The 21,165-nt window shown below is 41.5% G+C and carries 18 protein-coding genes and 1 riboswitch; of the genes, 4 read left to right on the top strand and 14 right to left on the bottom strand.

Features of this window, described 5'->3' with window-relative positions:
• Positions 1–1,125: an AI-2E family transporter gene (locus tag B3R79_RS02715; protein ID WP_168260764.1), complete on the bottom strand. Its 1,125-nt coding sequence runs from the start codon at positions 1,123–1,125 to the stop codon at positions 1–3.
• 615 nt (positions 1,126–1,740) lie between these two features.
• Here B3R79_RS02715 and B3R79_RS02710 point away from each other — a divergent pair.
• Positions 1,741–3,072, top strand: coding sequence for an alanine/glycine:cation symporter family protein (locus B3R79_RS02710; protein ID WP_293693594.1), 1,332 nt, complete (start codon positions 1,741–1,743; stop codon positions 3,070–3,072).
• Between the two features lie 45 nt (positions 3,073–3,117).
• Positions 3,118–4,311, top strand: a complete 1,194-nt coding sequence (locus tag B3R79_RS02705; RefSeq protein WP_293693592.1) for a cation diffusion facilitator family transporter — start codon at positions 3,118–3,120, stop codon at positions 4,309–4,311.
• Between the two features lie 43 nt (positions 4,312–4,354).
• On the opposite strand, the gene B3R79_RS02700 is transcribed toward B3R79_RS02705, so the two are convergent.
• From B3R79_RS02700 to pdxS, 7 genes are all read right to left on the bottom strand, one after another.
• Positions 4,355–5,026, bottom strand: a complete 672-nt coding sequence (locus B3R79_RS02700) for a methyltransferase family protein (RefSeq protein WP_293693590.1) — start codon at positions 5,024–5,026, stop codon at positions 4,355–4,357.
• A 37-nt stretch (positions 5,027–5,063) separates the two neighbouring features.
• A complete protein-coding gene (locus B3R79_RS02695; RefSeq protein ID WP_369945201.1) occupies positions 5,064–5,858 on the bottom strand; it encodes an amino acid ABC transporter substrate-binding protein in 795 nt (264 codons plus the stop codon).
• Positions 5,859–5,919: 61 nt separating this feature from the next.
• The gene (locus tag B3R79_RS02690) at positions 5,920–6,549 is read right to left on the bottom strand and encodes an amino acid ABC transporter ATP-binding protein (RefSeq protein WP_154454742.1); all 630 of its coding nucleotides are present in this window, start codon (positions 6,547–6,549) and stop codon (positions 5,920–5,922) included.
• An 11-nt stretch (positions 6,550–6,560) separates the two neighbouring features.
• The gene (locus tag B3R79_RS02685) at positions 6,561–7,202 is read right to left on the bottom strand and encodes an amino acid ABC transporter permease (RefSeq protein ID WP_168260759.1); all 642 of its coding nucleotides are present in this window, start codon (positions 7,200–7,202) and stop codon (positions 6,561–6,563) included.
• A gap of 121 nt (positions 7,203–7,323) precedes the next feature.
• Positions 7,324–9,636 (bottom strand): DNA helicase PcrA, encoded by a 2,313-nt coding sequence (gene pcrA, locus B3R79_RS02680; protein WP_293693587.1) that lies wholly within the window; start codon positions 9,634–9,636, stop codon positions 7,324–7,326.
• A 121-nt stretch (positions 9,637–9,757) separates the two neighbouring features.
• Positions 9,758–10,330 carry a pyridoxal 5'-phosphate synthase glutaminase subunit PdxT gene (gene pdxT, locus B3R79_RS02675; protein WP_154454739.1) on the bottom strand — a complete coding sequence of 191 codons (573 nt, stop codon included), beginning with the start codon at positions 10,328–10,330 and terminating at the stop codon, positions 9,758–9,760.
• A 9-nt stretch (positions 10,331–10,339) separates the two neighbouring features.
• The gene (pdxS, locus tag B3R79_RS02670; protein ID WP_168260757.1) at positions 10,340–11,215 is read right to left on the bottom strand and encodes a pyridoxal 5'-phosphate synthase lyase subunit PdxS; all 876 of its coding nucleotides are present in this window, start codon (positions 11,213–11,215) and stop codon (positions 10,340–10,342) included.
• 103 nt (positions 11,216–11,318) lie between these two features.
• On the opposite strand from pdxS, the gene B3R79_RS02665 reads away from it, so the two are divergent.
• Both B3R79_RS02665 and B3R79_RS02660 read left to right on the top strand, forming a co-directional pair.
• Positions 11,319–12,728 carry a PLP-dependent aminotransferase family protein gene (locus tag B3R79_RS02665; RefSeq protein ID WP_293693584.1) on the top strand — a complete coding sequence of 470 codons (1,410 nt, stop codon included), beginning with the start codon at positions 11,319–11,321 and terminating at the stop codon, positions 12,726–12,728.
• Positions 12,729–12,888: 160 nt separating this feature from the next.
• A riboswitch (glycine riboswitch) is annotated at positions 12,889–13,015 on the top strand.
• A gap of 129 nt (positions 13,016–13,144) precedes the next feature.
• Complete coding sequence (locus B3R79_RS02660) at positions 13,145–14,530, top strand: alanine/glycine:cation symporter family protein (RefSeq protein ID WP_293693609.1); 1,386 nt, start codon at positions 13,145–13,147, stop codon at positions 14,528–14,530.
• 31 nt (positions 14,531–14,561) lie between these two features.
• Here B3R79_RS02660 and B3R79_RS02655 read toward each other — a convergent pair whose 3' ends face one another.
• The 6 genes from B3R79_RS02655 to B3R79_RS02630 all read right to left on the bottom strand — a co-directional run bounded on the left by B3R79_RS02655 (position 14,562) and on the right by B3R79_RS02630 (position 21,122).
• Entirely contained in the window at positions 14,562–15,518 is a 957-nt protein-coding gene (locus tag B3R79_RS02655) for an ABC transporter permease (protein WP_168260755.1), read from the bottom strand.
• Between the two features lies 1 nt (position 15,519).
• The gene (locus B3R79_RS02650; RefSeq protein ID WP_293693581.1) at positions 15,520–16,572 is read right to left on the bottom strand and encodes an ABC transporter permease; all 1,053 of its coding nucleotides are present in this window, start codon (positions 16,570–16,572) and stop codon (positions 15,520–15,522) included.
• Complete coding sequence (locus tag B3R79_RS02645; protein WP_293693579.1) at positions 16,565–18,103, bottom strand: ABC transporter ATP-binding protein; 1,539 nt, start codon at positions 18,101–18,103, stop codon at positions 16,565–16,567. Before B3R79_RS02645 ends, B3R79_RS02650 begins: the two co-directional genes overlap by 8 nt.
• 135 nt (positions 18,104–18,238) lie before the next feature.
• Positions 18,239–19,300 (bottom strand): BMP family lipoprotein, encoded by a 1,062-nt coding sequence (locus B3R79_RS02640; protein WP_293693577.1) that lies wholly within the window; start codon positions 19,298–19,300, stop codon positions 18,239–18,241.
• A 156-nt stretch (positions 19,301–19,456) separates the two neighbouring features.
• Entirely contained in the window at positions 19,457–20,119 is a 663-nt protein-coding gene (gene deoC, locus B3R79_RS02635; protein WP_293693575.1) for a deoxyribose-phosphate aldolase, read from the bottom strand.
• A gap of 406 nt (positions 20,120–20,525) precedes the next feature.
• Positions 20,526–21,122, bottom strand: coding sequence for a class I SAM-dependent methyltransferase (locus tag B3R79_RS02630; RefSeq protein ID WP_235281240.1), 597 nt, complete (start codon positions 21,120–21,122; stop codon positions 20,526–20,528).
• Positions 21,123–21,165: the final 43 nt, after the last annotated feature.

Raw genomic sequence — 21,165 nt, 5'->3', positions numbered from 1 at the left:
TTATTCTAAGTTGTTTGACTGGGCTTGTTGACGTTTGGCAACGTTGTCTTTAATCATTTGATAAAGACTAGCAGCAATTGGCACAGCGACAATCATTCCCAAGACACCCCAAAGTGCGCCACCGATAGTGATGGCCATCAAGACCCACATACCAGGAAGTCCAATTGACCCTCCAACGACACGCGGATAAATCACATTTCCTTCGAATTGTTGCAAAATAACCAAGTAAATCAAGAAGAAGAAAGCTTGTGAAACGGAATGAGTGGCAATGAGGATAAAACCAATGGTTGCCCCAATGTAAGCCCCAACAATCGGAATCAATGAGAAGAAGGCAACAAGGATACCGATAGTTGCTGCGTATGGGAAATCAAGCAGGAACATTCCCAAAGTGGTCAACGTTCCTAAAATCACCGCTTCAATGGTTTGACCCACGAAGAAACCGTGAAAACGCAAGTGTAAAATACCAAAAACATAGCGAATACCGTCAGCGTATTTGCTGATATAAGTATCTATCAAAACATTAAATTGACGTCCCAATTCTTCTTTACTAGCCAAGATATAGATTGAAAAAACAAGGCTAACAAAAATGTTCAAGACTGTTGAAGCAATGGTACTAACAGATGTCAACACGCCTGTTAAAACAGACAAGACTTGATTTAGGAATTGGCGACTGTAATCTGAAAGGGTGGTGGTAATATCAGACAAACTGCCAAAATAATTCAAAGATTCTTTGATGACACTATTGTCACTGATTTCCTTGATAAAATGAGAAAATCCGCTGGTATCAATCCGCAAAAGCGAATTGATACTGACGATTAAGTCTGGCAAGACAATTGAAAATAACCAAAAAATCACAAAAATAAAGGTGAGATAGGCTAAAATCATCGTTATTGACCGCTTGATTTTTTGCAAGATAGGATGTGTCAAAAAGCGGTCATAGAGGCTCTCGTAAGCACTCATGACAATATTGACAATATAAGCAATTCCCGCACCAATCATAAAGGGAATGCTGGCTTGATAAATAGTATAAACCAAAGCCGCTCCGCTATGCCAATAAGCCTGTATGGCGTAACAAATAATGAAAGCAAAGACAACATAATAGACTTGTTTTTTCTCGAATTTCATAATAACTCCTCGTTCAACATTCCCATTATAACAAATTAATACCAAATGCGCCATTGTGCGTTTTATGGTATCTAGTTCCTCTTATGCACACAAAAAAACACCTAGAACATTCTAAGTATCTTATCCTTTGTAAGTAAAACGTAACTTAGATTTGAGTTTTTCATAGAGCTCTACAACCTTTCGAGTCTAGTAATTCAAGGCCTAATGACTCTATAAAAAGTTATAACCTCTTCAGGCGAAGCTCCCATTATGTCCATTTGAATGTATCATCCTTAAGTGTATTATAACGTTTTTCATCAGATTTATAAAAAACTTTCTTCAAATGCCAATAAACTCGCTAAAAACATTTATATGTAGTCAGTTGGATATTTTTACAATTTTTAAAAAGTCGATAAAAGTTTGCTATGATAAAGCATACAGCTATTGAGAGAACTTGCTTTCTCTAACTGTGATTTGACAAAAGCTTGCAAGACCTGTACAATAGATGGGTTGAAATTATTCATTTTTCTGAAAATACCAACATTATTTCAATTGTTCCTGCCGTGTTTGGCTAGGCTTTTTCATAAGAAACGGTTGCAATAACACGGTCGGACTTGATATTTAGGAGTTTGATTTATGTACCATTTTCTATCTTCCTTAGATAGTTTTGTCTGGGGACCGCCTCTTCTTGTCTTGCTGGTTGGAACGGGATTTTACCTTTCTGTTCGCCTAAGACTGCTGCAAGTTTTCCGGCTGCCCAAAGCAATCAAACTGATTTTTGCTTCGGATTCTGACGGTCAAGGGGATATCTCAAGCTTTGCGGCCTTGGCAACGGCACTGGCGGCGACTGTTGGAACAGGAAATGTGGTTGGCGTTGCGACTGCTATAAAACTTGGAGGACCTGGAGCCCTCTTTTGGATGTGGATGGCTGCCTTCTTTGGTATGGCAACCAAGTATGCTGAAGGGGTTTTGGCTATCAAATACCGTACCAAAGACGCTGATGGCTTTATCGCTGGAGGGCCTATGTACTACATCGTTAATGGGATGGGGCAACAGTGGAAACCTCTAGCCATCGCTTTTTCTATTTTTGGTGTCATGGTTGCTCTCTTTGGCTCAGGAACTTTCACTCAGGTGAACTCGATTACCGACTCTCTCAAAAATACCGTCGGCTGGTCGCCACAAGTGATTAGTATTATCTTGGCTATTTTGGTCAGCATCATTATTTTTGGGGGAATCAAATCCATCTCAAAAGTCGCTGAAAGTGTTGTGCCTTTTATGGCTATCATCTACATCATCGCTACTGTGACTATTTTGCTTTCTCATGCAGACAATATTTTGCCAAGTTTGGGACTGATTTTCCAATCTGCTTTCACTGGAAAGGCTGCAACGGGTGGTTTTGCAGGGGCAACAATGGTAACAGCTATTCAAGCAGGGATAGCTCGAGGCATTTTCTCTAACGAATCTGGTTTGGGTTCTGCTCCGATTGCTGCGGCGGCTGCCAAGACCAATGAACCTGTTGAGCAAGGACTTGTGTCTATGACAGGAACTTTCATTGATACCATTATCATTTGTAGTTTGACAGGGCTTGCCATCATCGTAACTGGCGGCTGGTCTAGTGACCTAAATGGTGCCATGTTGACCCAATCTGCCTTTTCATCTGTCTTTGGTAATTTTGGGGTTTATGCCTTAACCTTTAGTTTGATTCTCTTTGCTTTCACAACTATTTTGGGCTGGAGCTACTATGGCGAACGCTGCTTTGAGTTTCTATTTGGCGTGAAAGCCATTCCTGTTTACCGCGTTTTCTTTATTGCCATGGTTGCTTTAGGCGGATACATTAGTTTGGAAACCATTTGGGTCATTGCCGATATCGTTAATGGTCTGATGGCTGTGCCAAACTTAATTGCCCTACTTGCCCTCTCACCTGTTATTATCAGCGAAACCAGACGCTATTTTAACAAACACCAATAATGTACCTCTCTCGTTTTTTTCCGATTGTTAAAGGAGCTATTCTTTATGTCATCTACACCAACTTCTAATCTTCAACTGGCTAAGCGTGGCCCGATTGTTAGTATAGTGGCTTACCTGCTCATCTCGATTGCCAAATTGATTGTGGGTTATAGCATTAACTCATCTTCATTGATTGCCGACGGTTTTAACAACGTTTCGGATATTTTAAGCAATGTGACCTTGTTGATTGGTCTGCATTTAGCCAGCAAACCTGCTGACGAGGACCACCGTTTTGGGCATTGGAAAATTGAAGATTTAGCCAGCTTGATCACATCATTTATCATGTTTATCGTTGGTTTCCAAGTGCTATCGCAAACCATTCACAAAATCATTTCAGGAACAACTACTACTATTGATCCTGAAGGTGCCATTGTCGGAGTGGTTTCTGCGATTATCATGTACGGTGTTTACCTCTACAACCGTCGATTGTCTAAAAAGGTCAAATCAAGCGCCCTCGTTGCCGCTGCCAAGGATAATCTTTCTGACGCCGTTGCTTCTATCGGAACGTCTGTTGCCATTATCGCCGCTTCTTTCCACTTAGTCATCATCGATAGATTGGCTGCCATTGTTATTACTTATTTCATCTTGAAAACGGCTTATGATATTTTCATGGAAAGTGCCTTTAGCTTATCAGATGGTTTTGATGACAAGGAACTCAAAAAATACAAAGAAGCCATTTTAAAATTACCAAAAGTCACTGCGGTTAAATCATTGCGCGGACGTTCATACGGAAGCAATATCTACCTCGATATCGTGGTTGAAATGAACCCTGATTTGTCTGTTTATGAAAGCCATGAAATCACGGAACAAATCGAACGCTTGCTTAATCAAGAATTTTCGATTTACGATACCGATGTTCACGTAGAACCTGCCGCTATCCCAGAAGATGAAATTTGGGAAAATGTTTACCACAGACTCCAAAAAAATGAAAAAATCATTCTCTCAAAAATCCCTGATTACGAAGAATTATTGGCAGATAACTTCCGCTTGATTTCAGACCACGGTCAGACTTATTCTAAAGAAGAAATGATTGCGCGTCAAAGACATTATGTCAGTCAATTTGAAGATTTTGAGATGACATCTATTAGCCAAAAAACCAAATTGATTACTTATACGCTTGGAGGAGAGGCTCACACCAGCATTTGGCGCCGCCAAGAAAATTGGTACCTCGTCTTCCACCAAATCACTCCAAAAAAATAAAAAAATACGAAACCCCATCTCTGAGTAGAGATGGGGTTATTTGTTACCGAATATAAGGAATTAAGCGATAACGTACTTTCTTTTGATATTCTGTATAGCCTGTTAGTTCCTTTGACAACACCTGCTCTTCATTTTTTAGCCTTTTGATAATCATGATTGGATATGGTAAAAAAACTAAAAAAGCAATTAAAGAGCCCAGTACTAAAGGCATCGTCAGAAACAGAATAATTGTTGCACTGTACATCGGATGTCTAACAAGACCGTACAAGCCTGTATTAATGACTTTCTGTTCTTCTTCTACCATAACGGTACGAGATAAGTAGGTATTTTCTCGTAAAACTTCTGCATAAAGCGCATAAGCTAGAAGAAAAAGAAGAGCAGAAACTTTGGAAATAATTTGTGGTAGTGGCAGCCAATCTAATCGAAAATCCAATCCTGCTAAGATAAAGCCCACTACAAACATAAAACCCGTAGCCGCAATAATTTTTCTTTGCTCCCCTGGTTCTTCTTTTACCTTCAAGCGCCTGCGCAACAAGTCAGGATTTTTAACCATCAAGACCAGTCTTGCTAGAAACATAGGAACAAACAAGATAACCATGAGCAAAATAGCGTTTGGATAATTTAGCGTCCCCGCAGGAATAAACAAAAGAGCAGCAACCAGAACAACACCTAACAGAAATTTGAGTAAAGCACTAAGACATAACGTGAAAGTCATACAGGACTCCTAACTAGGTCAGAATAGACGGGCACTCCTATTCCTTAACCGATTGCGTTGCGACGTCTTCGCCAAACCATTTTTGGGAAATCTTTTGGAAAATTCCTTTTTGATAAAGTGTTTTGAAACCTTGGTTAATTTTTTCAACTAGCGTTTTGTCAGCTTTTCTCGCTCCAACTGCAAAATCTTCGCCTGTAAATGCACTCGGAATGATGTTGTAGCGGTCCAGCTCGCCTTCTTGTTTCAAGTAATAATTGGCATACACTTCATCAATCAACAAGCCATCAATACGGTTGTTTTTCAAATCAATGAGGGCTTGCGTCAGCGTTTCATACTGTGTGGCATCCTTGCCAGCTACGATATCTTTTAAGACTTTTGGCGAGGCTAAAAAGGCATCATAACCTGACGAACCTGACTGTACGCCTAAAGTCTTGCCCTTCATGTCCGCAAAATCCGTAATGCCAGATGATTTTTTCGTCACCAACACTTGTTTGTTAATCATGTAGGGATTGGTGAAGCGGACTTTTTCTTCTCGCTCCTTAGTCATCGAATAGCCATTCCAAATCAAATCAATAGTGCCATTGTTTAACTCGGTTTCTTTCATATCCCAATCAATGGGCTGCCAATTAACCTTGATGCCGTATTCTTTAAAGACTGCATTGGCTAAATCAACGTCAAATCCTGTGTAGGTGCCATCTCGGTCCTCAAATCCCATGGGAACGAAGGTATTGTCAAAACCAATCGTGATTTCACCTTTTTTCACATAACTATCCCACTGGTCAGTGCTGGCTGCTTTCTTTTTAGCTGATAAATCACACCCACTCAAAGCCATCAGCAAAAGAAGGAGCGTTGTGACTATTGTCCATTTTTTAAATGTCATTTACCCACCACCTCTACTTGGGATTGATTTTTAAAATATGGTCGGAAATGGTTTCGGCAAAGGCCAAATCATGGGTTACGACAATCTGCGTCATGCCTGCTTCACGATTTTGCAAGAGTAGTCTTTCCACTTCTTGACGCAGCTCAGGGTCTAGTGCCGAAGTTGGTTCGTCATAGCCAATGATTTCAGGGTCAATCATCATGGCCCGTGCCAAAGCCACACGCTGCTTCTGCCCTCCAGATAGGGAATAAGGATAGGCGTTAACGTGTTCGCCCAAGCCCAAACGACGCAACAAGCCCATGGCTTTTTCAGTTGCTGCTTCTTTACTCATTCCCATGGTTTTGGTAGGAGATAAAATCAAATTATCTAAAACTGATAAATGGGGAAATAATTGAAAATCTTGGAAAACAAAGCCCAGCAAGTTGAGGTTTTCCAAGTGGTCAATGGGAAAGGTTTTGCCATTATAGATGATGCTACCAGAATCAATTTTTTCAAGTCCTGCTAACATACGAAGCAAGGTCGTCTTTCCCCCACCAGATGGTCCAACAAGGGATAAAATCTTGCCATCTTCAATGGTTAGGTTGAAATGATCAAAAATCTTTTTTTGACCAAACTGTTTGGAAATATTGCGTAATTCTAACATTGGTCACCTTCTTATTTGTAATAATCAAATTTCTTTTCTGTTTGTCGTGAGATGATCGTCACTACACCAATCATCAGCAAATAAAGTGCCCCTGCGATAAACATCGGTGCCAGTGAGGCATCACGGTTGGCTGCTGTTTTACTAGCAAGCAACAAGTCGCCTACCCCCAAGACATAGACCAAAGAAGAGTCTTTGACCAAGTTAATGGTTTCGTTAAAGACGCTTGGGAGAACGATTTTGAACACTTGTGGCAAAATGACATAAAAAATAGTCTGAAACGGGCTTAATTTTAAGACCTTAGCCGCTTCGTATTGCCCTTTAGGAATGGCAGCAATCCCACCACGGAAAATCTCAGCAAAATAGGCCGCGTAATTCAACGTAAAGGCCACAATGGCTGCTGGTAAACGGTCCATAACAATGCCGATGTTTGGCAAGACATAATACAAGAAAATCAATTGCAGCAGCAAAGGGGTACCACGCATAACCCAAACGTATAGGGTTAACAGCCATTCTAACGGTTTAAACTTAATCTGCATCAAAAACGCTAAGACGGCACCAAGAGGAATTGATAAGATAATCACAATGAAAAAAATCTCAATAGTTACCTTTGCACCGTCCAATAAGCTTGGCAGAATTTCTAAAATATAAGACATGTACTCTCCTAAATTAAAATTTATTCTATTATACCAAAATTTTCAGACGATTTGGGTCATATTAGAAGGATTTTTCACTTGATTTCAGAAAAAAAAGAAAGCAGGCTAAAACCTGACCTTCTTATTTTTTCTCAATTGGTGCCACACTTGCCAAGAGTTTTTTAAGCCCAACTTCTGGGAAATTGATTTTTAACTCTTGGGTTTGACCTGAACCTGTCACTGACAATACCGTGCCATCACCCCATTTTTTATGGTGGGCAATGTCGCCGATTTGCCAATCAATAGCCTCTTTGCTAGCCGAAGCACTTTGCCCAAACGGCACTGCCTTGCCAGCTTTTGCAAATGGCTGCGCACCGCGGCTTGATTGTGGTTGTACCTTGGCTTTGCGAGATTGAATCGCTTGTTGCAAGCTCATGCCCTGCCCAAATGACATGGTGTCATCACCACCACTATAACGCACTCCATAGGATGAATTGGCTGGGCGTGCTAAGCCTTGGTATTGCAACAATTCTTCGTCAATTTCACGGATGAAGCGTGACGGACGGTTGTAATTGGTCTTACCAAACAAAGTTCGCGTGTTAGCATTGGTCAAAAAGAGGAGCTTTTCAGCGCGGGTAATCCCAACATAAGCTAGGCGGCGCTCTTCTTCCAACTCGTCTTGGTCCTCAGTTGCGCGTGACAATGGAAAAACCCCTTCTTCCATACCAATCAAAAAGACAATTGGAAATTCCAATCCCTTGGCGGCATGCAAGGTCATCAAGGTCACTTCGGCACTCTCTGCTTCGCCATCGTCAGTATCAGCAATCAAAGCCAAATCATTCAAGAAACGGCTGAGTTTTTCAAGACCCGTTTCCCCTTCTGGGGCATCTTCTTGATTGTCATCAAAGTTTTTGGTAACCGTCAAGAATTCTTCGATATTTTCAATACGTGCTTGGCTTTCCAGTGTATTTTGCAAACGAAGAGCTTCTAAGTAGCCTGTCTTGTCAAGGACTGCTTCCACCAATTCGGTAACCGTCATGCCATCAAGCCCATCACGCAAGGTCATGAGTAATTGCGCCAAATCCCAAACAGCTTGTGCAGCTTTTCCTTTGACACCTGATAACATGATGTTAGCCGACGCTTCTAACAAACTCATTTGTTGCTGGCTGGCAAAATCACGGATTTTATCCAAAGTTCCAGGCCCCACACCACGTTTTGGCTCGTTAACAATACGCTCGTAGCTGATGTTGTCTGCTGCATTGGCAATGACATTGAGGTAAGAAATCACGTCACGGATTTCCTTACGACTGTAGAATTTGGTTCCACCAACCATGGTGTAAGGAATGTTCGATTTCAGCAAGGCTTCTTCAATGGTACGAGATTGGGCATTGGTACGGTAGAGAACCGCAAAATCTTTGAAGTTTCGCCCTGTTTCACGCACAATATTGTCAATCGTTGAGGCAACAAAAACAGCTTCCTCACGCTCATCACGCGCACGGTAATAAACAATAGATTCCCCAATTTCATTATCCGTCCGCAAGGTTTTTGGACGGCGGTTGCGGTTGTTTTTAATCACGCTGTTGGCTGCCTGCAAGATATTTTTGGTTGAACGGTAGTTTTGCTCCAGCAAAATGGTCTTGGCTTCTTTATAATCTTTTTCAAAATCAAGGATATTTTGCATATCCGCCCCACGCCAGCCATAAATGGATTGGTCGGCATCCCCCACAACACAGATGTTTTGGAAACGTGACGCCAACAATTTTACCAACTGGTATTGCGCGTGGTTGGTATCTTGATACTCATCCACATGAATGTACTGGTAACGTTGCTGGTAATAAGCCAAGACATCAGGATTTTTGTCAAACAAACGCAAGGTTAGCATGATAAGGTCATCAAAGTCCATAGCTTCGCTCTGATGCAATTCCTCTTGGTAAGCCTTGTAACATTTGGCAACAATTTGCGAATACATATCGTTGGCTTGTTTTTCATAAGCCACTTCGTCTAGCAAATCGTTTTTGGCATTTGAAATGGTCCCTAAAATGGCTCTCTCATTCCATTTCTTAGGGTCCAAATTTAGATTTTTGAGAATACGTTTCATCAGGGTGCGTTGTTCCCCAGGGTCAACGATAGTGAAATTACGATTGTAACCAATATGGTCAGCATCACGACGCAAAATGCGCACACACATGCTATGGAAGGTCGCAATCAAGGTATCCTTGGTCGCAGGGTTTAGTTTCATAGCACGTTCACGCATTTCACGCGCAGCTTTATTGGTAAAGGTAATTGCCAAGATATTCCAAGGATTGACAAATTTTTCATCAATCAAATAAGCAATTCGGTGGGTCAAGACACGCGTTTTACCAGAGCCAGCCCCTGCCATGATTAGCACAGGACCTTCTGTCGTTTCAACCGCAAGTCTTTGTTGGTCATTCATTCCTTCTAATAATGGATTCATTGTCTAATACCACGGCTTACCTCACTAGCTAAGTCCGTGTGTTATTCCTCCTAGATAAATAGTCATCAAGATAATGCTTATCTATTGTACCATTTTTTAGAAAAAATGGGGTCCCTTGTCGTTACTTTGTCTGACAGATGCTCAAGAAATAAGAATGAATGCTGTCGTTCTCATCCACCTCAGGATGAAAGGCCAAGCCCAGCTGATTGTGAAAGCGTGCAGCCACAATCTTACCATCTTTTTCAGCTAAAACCTCAACACCCTCGTCAACTTGGTTAATATAAGGCGCTCGAATAAAGGTTGCGGGGACCTCACCCAAATCTCCGAATGAAAGCGGCGTATTAAAGCTCCCCAATTGCCTGCCGTAAGCATTGCGTTTTACCGTGACAGGTAAAGTCGCCAAATGTGTACTCTCTTGGTCTTCAATCTGCTGAGACAGTAAAATCAAGCCTGCACACGTGGCAAGCACAGGCAAACCAGCATCAATTTTACTTTTTAAAGGTTCTAGCATCCCTAAATCACGCAATAATTTGCCCTGAACCGTTGATTCCCCACCAGGTAAAATCATGCCATCCAAGGGAGCTTGCAAATCTTTAGCCTGTCTAATGTCAATGGTTTTGGCTCCCAAAGCGACAATTTTTTGGCGGTGCTCAGCAAAATCTCCCTGTAAGGCTAAAATCCCAATCACTACCATAAAAACCTCCTAGATGCCACGTTCTGCCATGAGCAGTTGAATCTCGTCTTCGTTAATTCCCACCATGGCTTCGCCTAAATTTTCTGATAATTTTGCCAACAATTGTTTGTCTTGGTAATTGGTCACGGCTTGCACAATCGCACGCGCACGTTTTTCAGGGTCACCTGATTTGAAAATACCAGAACCAACAAAGACCCCTTCTGCTCCCAAATGCATCATCAAGGCTGCATCTGCTGGTGTTGCTACCCCACCTGCCGCAAAGAGAACAACTGGCAATTTGCCTGTTTCATGCACGTCTTTGACCAAGTGATAAGGCACTTGCAGTTCTTTAGCAGCAAGGTAAAGTTCATCATCACGAAGCGACTGGAGGCGTGCCATTTCTTGATTTAACTGACGTAAATGGCGCACAGCCTGCACCACATCTCCTGTCCCAGGTTCTCCTTTTGAACGAATCATGCTAGCCCCCTCAGCCACACGGCGTAATGCTTCCCCAAGGTTTTTAGCCCCACACACAAAAGGCACCTCAAATTGAGTTTTATCAATGTGATAGCGGTCATCTGCTGGCGACAAAACCTCGCTCTCATCGATATAATCAATCTCAATCGCTTCTAAAATCTGAGCCTCAACAAAATGCCCAATACGCACCTTGGCCATAACAGGAATAGAAACCGCTGCTTGAATTTCTTGAATCATTTTAGGGTCACTCATGCGAGAAACACCGCCAGCTGCTCGGATATCCGCAGGAATACGCTCTAGTGCCATAACCGCACAAGCTCCAGCAGCCTCAGCGATTTTCGCTTGTTCAGGTGTCGTGACGTCCATAATCACGCCCCCTTTTAGCATCTGAGCCAATTGTTTATTGAGTTGATAGCGTTGGTTTGTCATAAAAATACCTCATTTACTTTTTGATTGCTTTTCATTATAATAAAATCTGACATGGTATCAAGTGCCATTTTAAAGATTTTTAAAAAGGTCAGATTGGAGAATTATGCTAACTTACACTTTGGACGCACAGGCCAAAATCCCACTTTACGAACAACTGTATCGAGCGATAAAAACAGACATTACCAAGGGCGTCCTAAGGTCGCAGGACAAATTGCCCTCAAAAAGAAGCCTAGCCAAGCATCTAGGCGTTTCCATTGTAACGGTGGAAACCAGTTACCAGCAATTAAAGGCAGAAGGTTACATTTACAGCCAAGCTAAAAAAGGCTTTTTTGTAGCAGATATCAAGTCTCAACGTCCGATGGTGAGAAAAACAGCAAGGTTAGTTTCTCTTCCAAAAACCAGGTCAGATGCTACCTCGCCCAGCCTTAACCTTAGCAATAATCAGACCAATCCTGAAACCTTTCCCTTTGCCACTTGGTCCAAATTGCTCCGTCAGGTGCTTAATAACCACCAAACTGAATTGATGCAAGCCTCACCTAGCCAAGGGCTTTGGGAACTCAGACAAGCTATTGCCCAACATTTAAATGATTACCGTGGCATGGTGGTGGACCCTAGGCAGATTGTCATCGGGGCGGGAACGGAATACCTCTACACCCTACTGATTCAGCTGCTGGGTCTAGATAAGACTGTGGCGGTGGAGGAGCCTTCCTATCCTAAAATCACCAAGATTTACCGACAATTCAACATAATACAAGTCCCCATTGCAATGGAAAAAGACGGGCTTAGTGTGGCACAACTCCAAAAAAGTAAGGCTGATATGGTTCATTTATCTCCGTCACATCAATTTCCAACAGGTGCTATTTTATCTGTTAGCAAACGCTATGACTTGCTGAGCTGGGCTAGTCAAGGAGATCGCTATATCATAGAAGACGATTACGATAGTGAGTTTCGTTTTCAGGGCTTACCAATCCCTAGTTTGCAAGAAATTGATTGCTCAGGCCGAGTGATTTACATCAACACCTTCAGCAAAAGCCTAGCTTCAACCCTTCGCATGAGTTATATGATTTTGCCCCCACAATTGCTGGAAGTCTTTGAAAAAAAGCTCAGCTTTTATGCCAATACCGTTTCTAATCTGGAACAGTACACACTGGCTGCTTTTATCCAAGAAGGTTATTTTGATAAGCATTTAAATCGGATGCGGCTTTTTTACCAGAAAAAACGGGATGAATTGATTACCTGCTTAAAGGCTAGCCCGCTAAAGGATTACATCAGCATCCATGAACAAGAATCAGGGCTGCACTTTATCATGACTATTGACAGCCACTTGTCTGAAGATGCCATTTGCCAGAAAAGTCGGCAAAAAGGCTTGCAACTAACGCCTATCTCCCACTACTACCAACACCACAAGCCCCAATCTACCAATGCCTTCATCGTGAACTATGCCAATATTACGGCCCCACAAATTGAGCAAATTGTCCAAATGTTGACGGAAATTCTCCTATCAGAGAGTTAGTTTCCAAACATTTTAGAATATCTCATTGACAAAGTTCGCTTTTTTTGTTATCATATTTGAAAATTTAATAGCAAACCGAATGATGTTATTCAGGAGAAGAAAGGTTTTCCTTTCGCCGAAGGAGTTACGCTCTCAGGTGTCTAAGACAGGACTGGATGACGGACGGACTTCTGGAGAGACCTGATGATGACAATCATCACCACGTTAGAAACGTGGATACAGGCGCCGAAGGGGCAAAGTTGTCACAGACAACTCAAACTCTCAGGCAAAAGGACAGAAGATAAGAAATACTTGTAGGCTCTTGTTTTTTTGAGTACCAGCAGGTATTTTCCTATCACTTTTCAGGAGTTATCGTAATGATAGCTCCTTTTGTAATAGCATCGTTTGGGAGATATGGTATAGGGAGAAAAAGAATGATGCTCAATTTTTTTAACAGTCTTGACAATGTCGTCTGGGGTGCACCACTGCTTATCTTGCTAGTGGGAACAGGCTTTTACTTCACTGTTCGCCTTGGCTTACTCCAAGTCACGCGATTGCCAAAAGCCTTTCGCTTAATTTTTGCGGATGACAAAGGGCAAGGGGATATTTCCAGTTTTGCTGCCTTAGCGACTGCACTTGCCGCCACTGTTGGAACAGGAAACATCGTGGGAGTTGCAACCGCTATCAAATCAGGTGGTCCAGGGGCACTATTTTGGATGTGGGTTGCTGCTTTCTTTGGAATGGCGACCAAGTACGCTGAGGGACTTCTAGCTATCAAATACCGTACAATCGATGACAACGGGGAAGTTTCAGGTGGCCCCATGTACTACATTGTCAATGGGATGGGCAAACGCTGGAAACCTTTGGCAACCTTCTTTGCCATTGCAGGTATCTTAGTCGCTTATTTTGGAATTGGAACGTTTTCTCAGGTTAATTCCATCACATCATCACTTGAAAATTCCTTTGCGCTATCGCCTCAGATTGTCAGCATTGTGATTGCCGTCATCGTGGCTATTGTTATCTTTGGCGGTATCCAATCCATTTCAAAAGTTGCTGAAAAAGTGGTGCCTTTCATGGCCGTCGTTTACATCACGGCAACATTGATTGTTATTTTTGTGCATAGTGAGCAAATCGTGCCTGCTTTTAATGCTATTTTCAAAGGAGCCTTCACTGGTACGGCTGCTGTTGGTGGATTTACAGGTGCGGTTGTTAAAGAAGCTATTCAAAAAGGGATTGCACGCGGAGTCTTTTCAAATGAATCTGGGCTTGGTTCTGCTCCTATCGCGGCTGCAGCTGCCAAAACAAAAGAGCCTGTGGAACAAGGGCTTATCTCAATGACAGGGACTTTTATCGATACCATTATCATTTGTACCTTAACAGGACTTTCTATCATGGTAACAGGACAGTGGAAAGTCGCAGGACTCGAAGGGGCACCACTTACCCAATCAGCCTTTGCATCTGTTTTTGGAACACCAGGTATTCATGCTTTAACCTTCTGCCTTGTTTTGTTTGCTTTTACAACTATCCTAGGCTGGTCTTACTACGGTGAACGTTGTTTTGAATTCCTTTTTGGAACCAAATACATCAAACTCTACCGTATTATCTTTGTCATTATGGTTGCCTTGGGTGGTTTCCTCAAACTGGATTTGATTTGGGTGCTTGCTGACATCGTGAATGGTCTAATGGCTCTACCAAACCTAATCGCTTTGTTGGCTCTTTCACCAATCATTATTTCAGAAACCAAAGATTACTTTGTTCGTCAAAAACAAGCAGCTGACGCTGAAGAGTTGGTAGGGTTAGCAGATAACTTAGTTGAAGACTAAAAAAGAGGGAAATTTCCCTCTTTTTATGTTCTTATTTTGATTTGATATAGTTGACACCATCTGCTTTAGGAGCCACGGATTGACCAAAGAAGACTGCTAAAACAACAATTGTTAAGACGTATGGTGTGATTTTGAGGTAAACAGATGGAATGTTTGAGAAGAGCGGTAATTGTGCTCCGATGATTGCCAATGATTGTGACAAGCCGAAGAATAGACTTGATAGCATGGCACCGACTGGATTCCAACGTCCGAAAATCATGGCTGCAAGAGCGATAAATCCAGGTCCTGCGATCGTTGTAACGGCGAAGTTATTTGAAATGGTTTGAGCATAAACCGCACCACCAATACCACCGAAGAACCCTGAAATCATAACCCCTAAATAACGCATGAGGTAAACATTGATTCCAAGTGTATCCGCTGCTTGAGGGTGTTCACCAACAGAACGGAGGCGAAGACCAAAGCGAGTCTTGAACAAGATAAACCAAGATACAAATGAAATAAGAATAGCCACATAAGCAACCAATGACGTGTTGTTGAAAAAGACTTGACCGATAAATGGGATATCTTTTAAAACAGGGAATGAGAAACGACCAAAGGTCTCTGAAATGGTATTGGTTTGTCCTTTACCAAATAAGAAACGGCAAAGGAAAACGGCTAGTGACGGAGCAATCAAGTTCAATACCGTACCAGACACGATATGATCTGCACGGAAGTTAATGGTCGCAACAGCATGAAGAAGAGAAAATAGAAGTCCTACAACTCCTCCCACCAAAGAAGCAATCCAAGGTGTCGCACTGCCAAACACATCTGCACAGCTTAGATTGAAGAGAACCCCTGAGAAAGCCCCCATAACCATGATACCTTCAAGACCAACGTTGACAACCCCACCACGTTCTGAGAAGGTTCCACCGATACTTGTGAAAATAAGTGGTGCAGAATAAATGAGCATGGAAGAAACTAATAAGGCTAATGTTGTTGTAAAAGTCATTTTATTTTCCTCCTTCTACTTTTTTAGAGTTAAGAAAACGACGGATAATGTAATCAGAACCAACAAAGAAGATAATGAAAGCTGAAATAACATCAACAATCTCTGAAGGAACGCCAATCATACCAGTCTTACCAACGGAAAGTACTGCATACAAGAAAGCTGCAAACGGAATCCCAATGGCATTATTGATCGCTAATAGTGATACGGCCATACCATCCCAACCAATGCTAAGTGAACTTGTTTGCGTATAAACATTTTCAAAAGTTCCAAGTCCTTCGACTGTTCCACCAAGTCCTGCAAGGGCACCTGAAATCACCATAGACATGATGATAAGGCGTTTTGATGACATCCCTGCATATTCTGAAGCATGTGGGTTAATCCCCACAGAAGTGATTTCATAACCAAGTGTGGTTTTCTTCATCATAAACCATACGATAACCACAGCAATTAAGGCAATGAAAATACCGATATTAATACGTGAGTGGTTCGTCAAGTTAGACAACCATTCAATTTGATAAGATGCGTTTTGAGAAACTTTGATCGTAGCTTCTGTCGTACGCATGATGCTATCTGAAAAGACGTCTTGAATGAGGTATTGTGTTGAGTACAAGATAATGTAGTTCATCATGATAGTTACAATAACTTCACTTGTTCCAAGATAAGCACGTAAAATACCTGGGACAGCTGCAGCCAATCCTCCAGCCACAAGACCAATCACAATAGTACAAAGAACTGAGATTGGTTTTGGCAAATCAGGGAAAGAAAGGGCAAACCAGCCAGCCATTACCCAACCAATCAAGGCTTGTCCTGGAAGTCCGATATTGAAGAAACCAGCTTTAGAAGCAACTGAGAAACCAAGGGCAATCAAGATAAGTGGCCCCATAGCACGAAAAATTTCACCAATATTTTTGATAGAACCAAATGCAGTGTAAAGCAAGTCGTTATAAGCCCAAAATGGGTTATAACCAAAGATGAGCATGAGCACTGCTCCTAGTAACATCCCTAGAAAAACAGCTATTAAAGGAACTGCCCAGCGTTGTGTTTGTTTAGACATTAGCTTCCTCCTTTGTCACATGGCCCCCAGCCATCAAAATACCAAGTTCTTGTTTGTTTGTTTGACTAGCATCTAGCATACCTTGAATTTTACCATCGTGAATAACGGCAATACGGTCAGAAACATCCAAAATTTCATCCAATTCAAAACTAATCACTAAGACAGCTTTCCCTTTGTCACGTTCTGCAATTAAACGTTTACGGATGTATTCAATCGCACCGACGTCCAAACCACGGGTTGGTTGGCTAACGACTAACAAATCAGGGTTCAAGTCAATTTCACGAGCGATAACGGCTTTCTGTTGGTTACCACCTGAAAGTGAGCCAGCTGATACTAATTCATTTGCCGCACGAACGTCAAATTCTGACATCAATTTGCGAGCATGTTCATTAATGTTTTTATAATTCAAGAAACCATTTTTGCTAAACGGCTCTTTGTAGTACGTTTGCAAAACAATGTTTTCAGCAATGGTCATATCAAGAACCATTCCGTCACGGTGGCGGTCTTCTGGCACATGCCCAACACCAAGTTCTGTAATTTTACGTGGACGTTTGTTGGTCATGTCTTCACCTTTGATAACAATGCGACCTGATTCGACTTTGCGAAGTCCAGTAATGGCTTCTACCAATTCACTTTGACCATTGCCATCAATACCAGCAAGCCCGACAATTTCACCCGCACGCACATCCAATGACAAATTCTTCACGGCCGGCACTCCACGATTTTCATTAACCACCAAATCTTTAACAGACAAGACAACTTCTTTTGGATTAGCTGCTTGTTTTTCTGTTTTGAAGGAAACGGCACGTCCAACCATCATCTCAGCCAATTCTTCACTGGTTGAATTAGCAACTGGAACAGTTTCAATAGATTGACCGTGTCTGATAACCGTTACCCTGTCGGCAACCGCACGAATTTCGTCCAATTTGTGCGTAATCAAAATGATTGATTTGCCTTCTTTAGTCAAATTACGCATGATATTTAGCAATTCTGCGATTTCAGACGGTGTCAAAACGGCTGTCGGCTCATCAAAGATGATAATGTCAGCGTTACGATACAAGGTTTTCAAAATTTCCACACGTTGTTGTGCACCGACTGTTAGGTCTGAAATTTTAGCAGAAGGATCCACCGCTAAACCATATCGTTCCGACAAAGCTTTGATCTCTTCGCTAGCTTTTTTCAAATTAAGCACACCACCTGTTGAGATTGTTTCATTCCCCAAAATGATGTTTTCAGCAACTGTGAACGCTTCAACCAACATAAAGTGTTGGTGCACCATTCCGATTCCTATTTTTGAGGCTTTAGTAGGCGAATCCAGTTTAACCTTTTCACCTCTTACCCAAATATCCCCGCTGGTTGGTTGTAATAAACCTGAGAGAATGTTCATCAATGTTGATTTACCTGCACCGTTTTCTCCCAAAAGTGCATGAATCTCACCCTTACGAACATCTAAATTAATATGGTCATTGGCAACAAAATCACCAAATTTTTTAGTAATGTCACGCATTTCAATGACTTTTTCTTCTGCCATGTTAATCCTTTCAATATAATTATCTTTAAGTCAGTTAAGCCCATTACTCTCATTAATGAGCTTAACTGAGGAGAAAATTAAAAGTTCCTCAGCTGTTAAAAAGGCGACCTCTCGGCCGCGCTTAAAGAACGACAATTAATCACTTAAACCATCTGGAACAGTGATGTCACCGTCGATAATTTTTTGTTTTGCTGACTCAACAGCTTCCTTAATGTTGTCAGGAAGGCTGCTTGTTGTAATATCAATACCACCATCAGCAAGACCATATGTTTTTGTTTGGTCACCCTCAAACTTCTTGCCTTCAAGTTGCTCGTTAGAGATATCTTGAACGACTTGGCCAACTTTCTTGATTGTAGAAGTCAAGACAAAGTTAGATTCTTCTTTGTTTGAAGCTTTGTAGTCACCTTCGTCTGCTTGGTCACGGTCAACACCGATAACCCAAACTTTTTTATCACTATCTGCCGGTAATTTTTCATCGATTTCTTTGGCTTCAGAGAATACACCAGTACCTGAACCACCAGCTGCTTGATAGATAACGTCAGCACCACCAGCGTACATAGTCGCAGCAATTGTCTTACCCTTAGCAGAATCAGCAAATGAACCAACGTATTGAACATCCACTTTGATTGAACTATCTACTGATTCAACACCAGCCTTAAATCCAGCTTCAAAACGTGTGATTGTATCTGATTCAACACCACCTACAAAACCAACGTGTTTTGTTTTACTTTGCATAGCGGCAGCGATACCGGCAAGGTAGGCTCCTTCGTTATCTGCGAACAGAACACTCTCAACGTTGTCGTAACCAGAAACAACATCATCAACGATAACGTAGTTAACGTCTTTATTGTCTTGAGCAGCCTGATCTACAGCATCGTGAAGGTTGTAACCAATACCAAAAACAAGGTTGTAACCATTTGAAACAGCAGAATCAAGGTTTGTCGCGTAATCTGACTCACTATTAGATTGGAAGAATGTGTAGTCAGTATCTTTCTTCAAATCGTGTTCTTTGCCCCAAGCTTGAAGACCTTCCCAAGCTGATTGGTTAAATGATTTATCATCAATACCACCAGTATCTGTAACAAGGGCAACTTTCACTTTAGAATCTGAATCAGATGATGAGTTAGAACGACTACATGCAGCTAGACTCAATGCTGCAACGGCAGCAAGACCAAGACCAACAATTTTTTTGTTCATGAAAATGAACTCCTCCTTAAAAATACACGCAATAAGATTGCAAATTTATCGAGTCAGACGACTCAATCCATACAACAGGCTATAAAGCTTTAAAACTGTGGCATCAACCACATGACTATCATCACGACCGTCTTTATTATCAAGTTACTAAAAAGTTCAGTAACCTTCTGTCACGGTTTCACCACTAACGATGGCAACACCTGATGACGTTCCAATTCGAGTAGCACCTGCTTCAATGAAAGCTTCAGCATCTTCGTAAGAACGTGCACCGCCAGCTGCCTTAACGCCAATATTAGGGCCAACCGTTTCACGCATCAACACGATATCTTCAACCGTGGCGCCAGCCGCTGAAAAACCAGTTGAGGTTTTCACAAAATCTGCGCCAGCAGATACCGCTAATTGACACGCTTTAACTTTTTCGTCATTGGTAAGCAGACACGTTTCAATGATGACCTTGACCAACTTGTCTTGGCTAGCCTCAACAACTGCACGAATATCTGCTTTTACGACTTCGTACTGACCTGATTTTAACTGACCGACGTTGATAACCATATCGATTTCATCTGCACCGTTTGCGATGGCATCTTTAGTTTCAAAAGCTTTTACGCTGCTTGTGTTTGCTCCCAAAGGAAAGCCAACCACTGTACAGACTTTTACGCCAGTACCAGCCAAGGTTTTCGCACAATGAGCCACCCAAGTCGGATTGACACAGACGCTAGCAAACTGATACTCAACCGCTTCTGAAAGCAAGTGATCAATTTGCTCTTGGGTACTTTCGGGTTTTAATAACGTATGATCAATGTACTGATTAATAGGCATTTTTGCCCCTTTCTGATCTATTTTGATCGTTTCCTAAAAAACAAACCCTTTATATTTTACCATTTTTTTCAAAATATGTAAGTCCTTTTTATCATTTTTTTACAATGAAACAAAATTGTAAAATCCGAAGTATCCTTCTATCAAGAAAAAACAAGGAAATTGCCCTAAAATCCGATAATATCAATTGTGACAACCATGTCACATTTATTTATACACATAAGAACTATCGGATTTTACTGAACTTTTTCATCTTATATATAGCTAATTGACAAGAATTAGTAAGGGAGAGGAAATAGTTTTGCCCGCTTTTTTCTATTATTATTTTATAAAAATTCTAATAATGTTCTATAAAGATACAAAAACCTTTTCTAAAGAAGGCTACTAAGGCCCTTTAGAAAAGGTTGGTTCACTCTTTAATGCTTTGTAAAATATAATAACCTTTGTCGCGTTTTAAAATGGTAGCATTGCCAAAAACGTCTTCCATTTTAGCTTTGGCACTTGGTGCTCCTTGCTTTTTCTGAATAACTAGCGTCAAGCTACCACCCGAATTAAGATGCGTGATGCTTTCACCAATCATTTCATGCACAATTTGTTTTCCTGCTCTAATAGGAGGATTGGTGATGATGTAATCAAAAATTCCTTCCACTTGCTCATAGACATTTGACTGGAAAATAGTGGCCGAAATCCCATTTTTCTCAGCGTTTTTACGGGCCAAATCAAGGGCACGGTTATTGACATCAACCATGGTTGGCTTCACTCCTTGCACCTTTGCTAAGGCAATTCCTAAGGGACCATAACCACACCCAAGGTCCAAAAGCGTCTTTCCTGCTTCAAAAGAAACCGCATTGAGAAGCACTTGACTTCCATAATCAATCATTTTTTTAGAAAAAACACCAGAATCGGTCAAAAAAGAAAAGTGTTGTCCTAACAAGGTAACCTTCAACTCATGAATATCGTGAGCGCTGTCTGGATTTTCTTCATAATACATATTTGTCTTTGTCATTTCCCTACTCCTTCTCAAACGTTTTATTATTTTATCATATATT

This window comes from Streptococcus sp. UBA3373, from assembly GCF_002360305.1.
Classification (GTDB): Bacteria; Bacillota; Bacilli; order Lactobacillales; family Streptococcaceae; genus Streptococcus; species Streptococcus alactolyticus.
Note: the sequence above shows the minus strand (reverse complement) of the source record. Positions and strands in the feature narration are given on the sequence as shown.

What these genes read in the sequence shown, in the direction of transcription:
- deoC (WP_293693575.1), bottom strand. Translation starts at nt 20,119, where the DNA reads ATGCCTATTAATCAGTACATTGATCATACGTTATTAAAACCCGAAAGT.
- pcrA (WP_293693587.1), bottom strand. Translation starts at nt 9,636, where the DNA reads ATGAATCCATTATTAGAAGGAATGAATGACCAACAAAGACTTGCGGTT.
- B3R79_RS02695 (WP_369945201.1), bottom strand. Translation starts at nt 5,858, where the DNA reads ATGGCTTTGAGTGGGTGTGATTTATCAGCTAAAAAGAAAGCAGCCAGC.
- B3R79_RS02665 (WP_293693584.1), top strand. Translation starts at nt 11,319, where the DNA reads ATGCTAACTTACACTTTGGACGCACAGGCCAAAATCCCACTTTACGAA.
- pdxS (WP_168260757.1), bottom strand. Translation starts at nt 11,215, where the DNA reads ATGACAAACCAACGCTATCAACTCAATAAACAATTGGCTCAGATGCTA.
- B3R79_RS02710 (WP_293693594.1), top strand. Translation starts at nt 1,741, where the DNA reads ATGTACCATTTTCTATCTTCCTTAGATAGTTTTGTCTGGGGACCGCCT.
- B3R79_RS02690 (WP_154454742.1), bottom strand. Translation starts at nt 6,549, where the DNA reads ATGTTAGAATTACGCAATATTTCCAAACAGTTTGGTCAAAAAAAGATT.
- B3R79_RS02630 (WP_235281240.1), bottom strand. Translation starts at nt 21,122, where the DNA reads ATGACAAAGACAAATATGTATTATGAAGAAAATCCAGACAGCGCTCAC.
- B3R79_RS02705 (WP_293693592.1), top strand. Translation starts at nt 3,118, where the DNA reads ATGTCATCTACACCAACTTCTAATCTTCAACTGGCTAAGCGTGGCCCG.
- B3R79_RS02660 (WP_293693609.1), top strand. Translation starts at nt 13,145, where the DNA reads ATGCTCAATTTTTTTAACAGTCTTGACAATGTCGTCTGGGGTGCACCA.
- B3R79_RS02640 (WP_293693577.1), bottom strand. Translation starts at nt 19,300, where the DNA reads ATGAACAAAAAAATTGTTGGTCTTGGTCTTGCTGCCGTTGCAGCATTG.
- B3R79_RS02645 (WP_293693579.1), bottom strand. Translation starts at nt 18,103, where the DNA reads ATGGCAGAAGAAAAAGTCATTGAAATGCGTGACATTACTAAAAAATTT.
- B3R79_RS02655 (WP_168260755.1), bottom strand. Translation starts at nt 15,518, where the DNA reads ATGACTTTTACAACAACATTAGCCTTATTAGTTTCTTCCATGCTCATT.
- pdxT (WP_154454739.1), bottom strand. Translation starts at nt 10,330, where the DNA reads ATGGTAGTGATTGGGATTTTAGCCTTACAGGGAGATTTTGCTGAGCAC.
- B3R79_RS02700 (WP_293693590.1), bottom strand. Translation starts at nt 5,026, where the DNA reads ATGACTTTCACGTTATGTCTTAGTGCTTTACTCAAATTTCTGTTAGGT.
- B3R79_RS02715 (WP_168260764.1), bottom strand. Translation starts at nt 1,125, where the DNA reads ATGAAATTCGAGAAAAAACAAGTCTATTATGTTGTCTTTGCTTTCATT.
- B3R79_RS02685 (WP_168260759.1), bottom strand. Translation starts at nt 7,202, where the DNA reads ATGTCTTATATTTTAGAAATTCTGCCAAGCTTATTGGACGGTGCAAAG.
- B3R79_RS02650 (WP_293693581.1), bottom strand. Translation starts at nt 16,572, where the DNA reads ATGTCTAAACAAACACAACGCTGGGCAGTTCCTTTAATAGCTGTTTTT.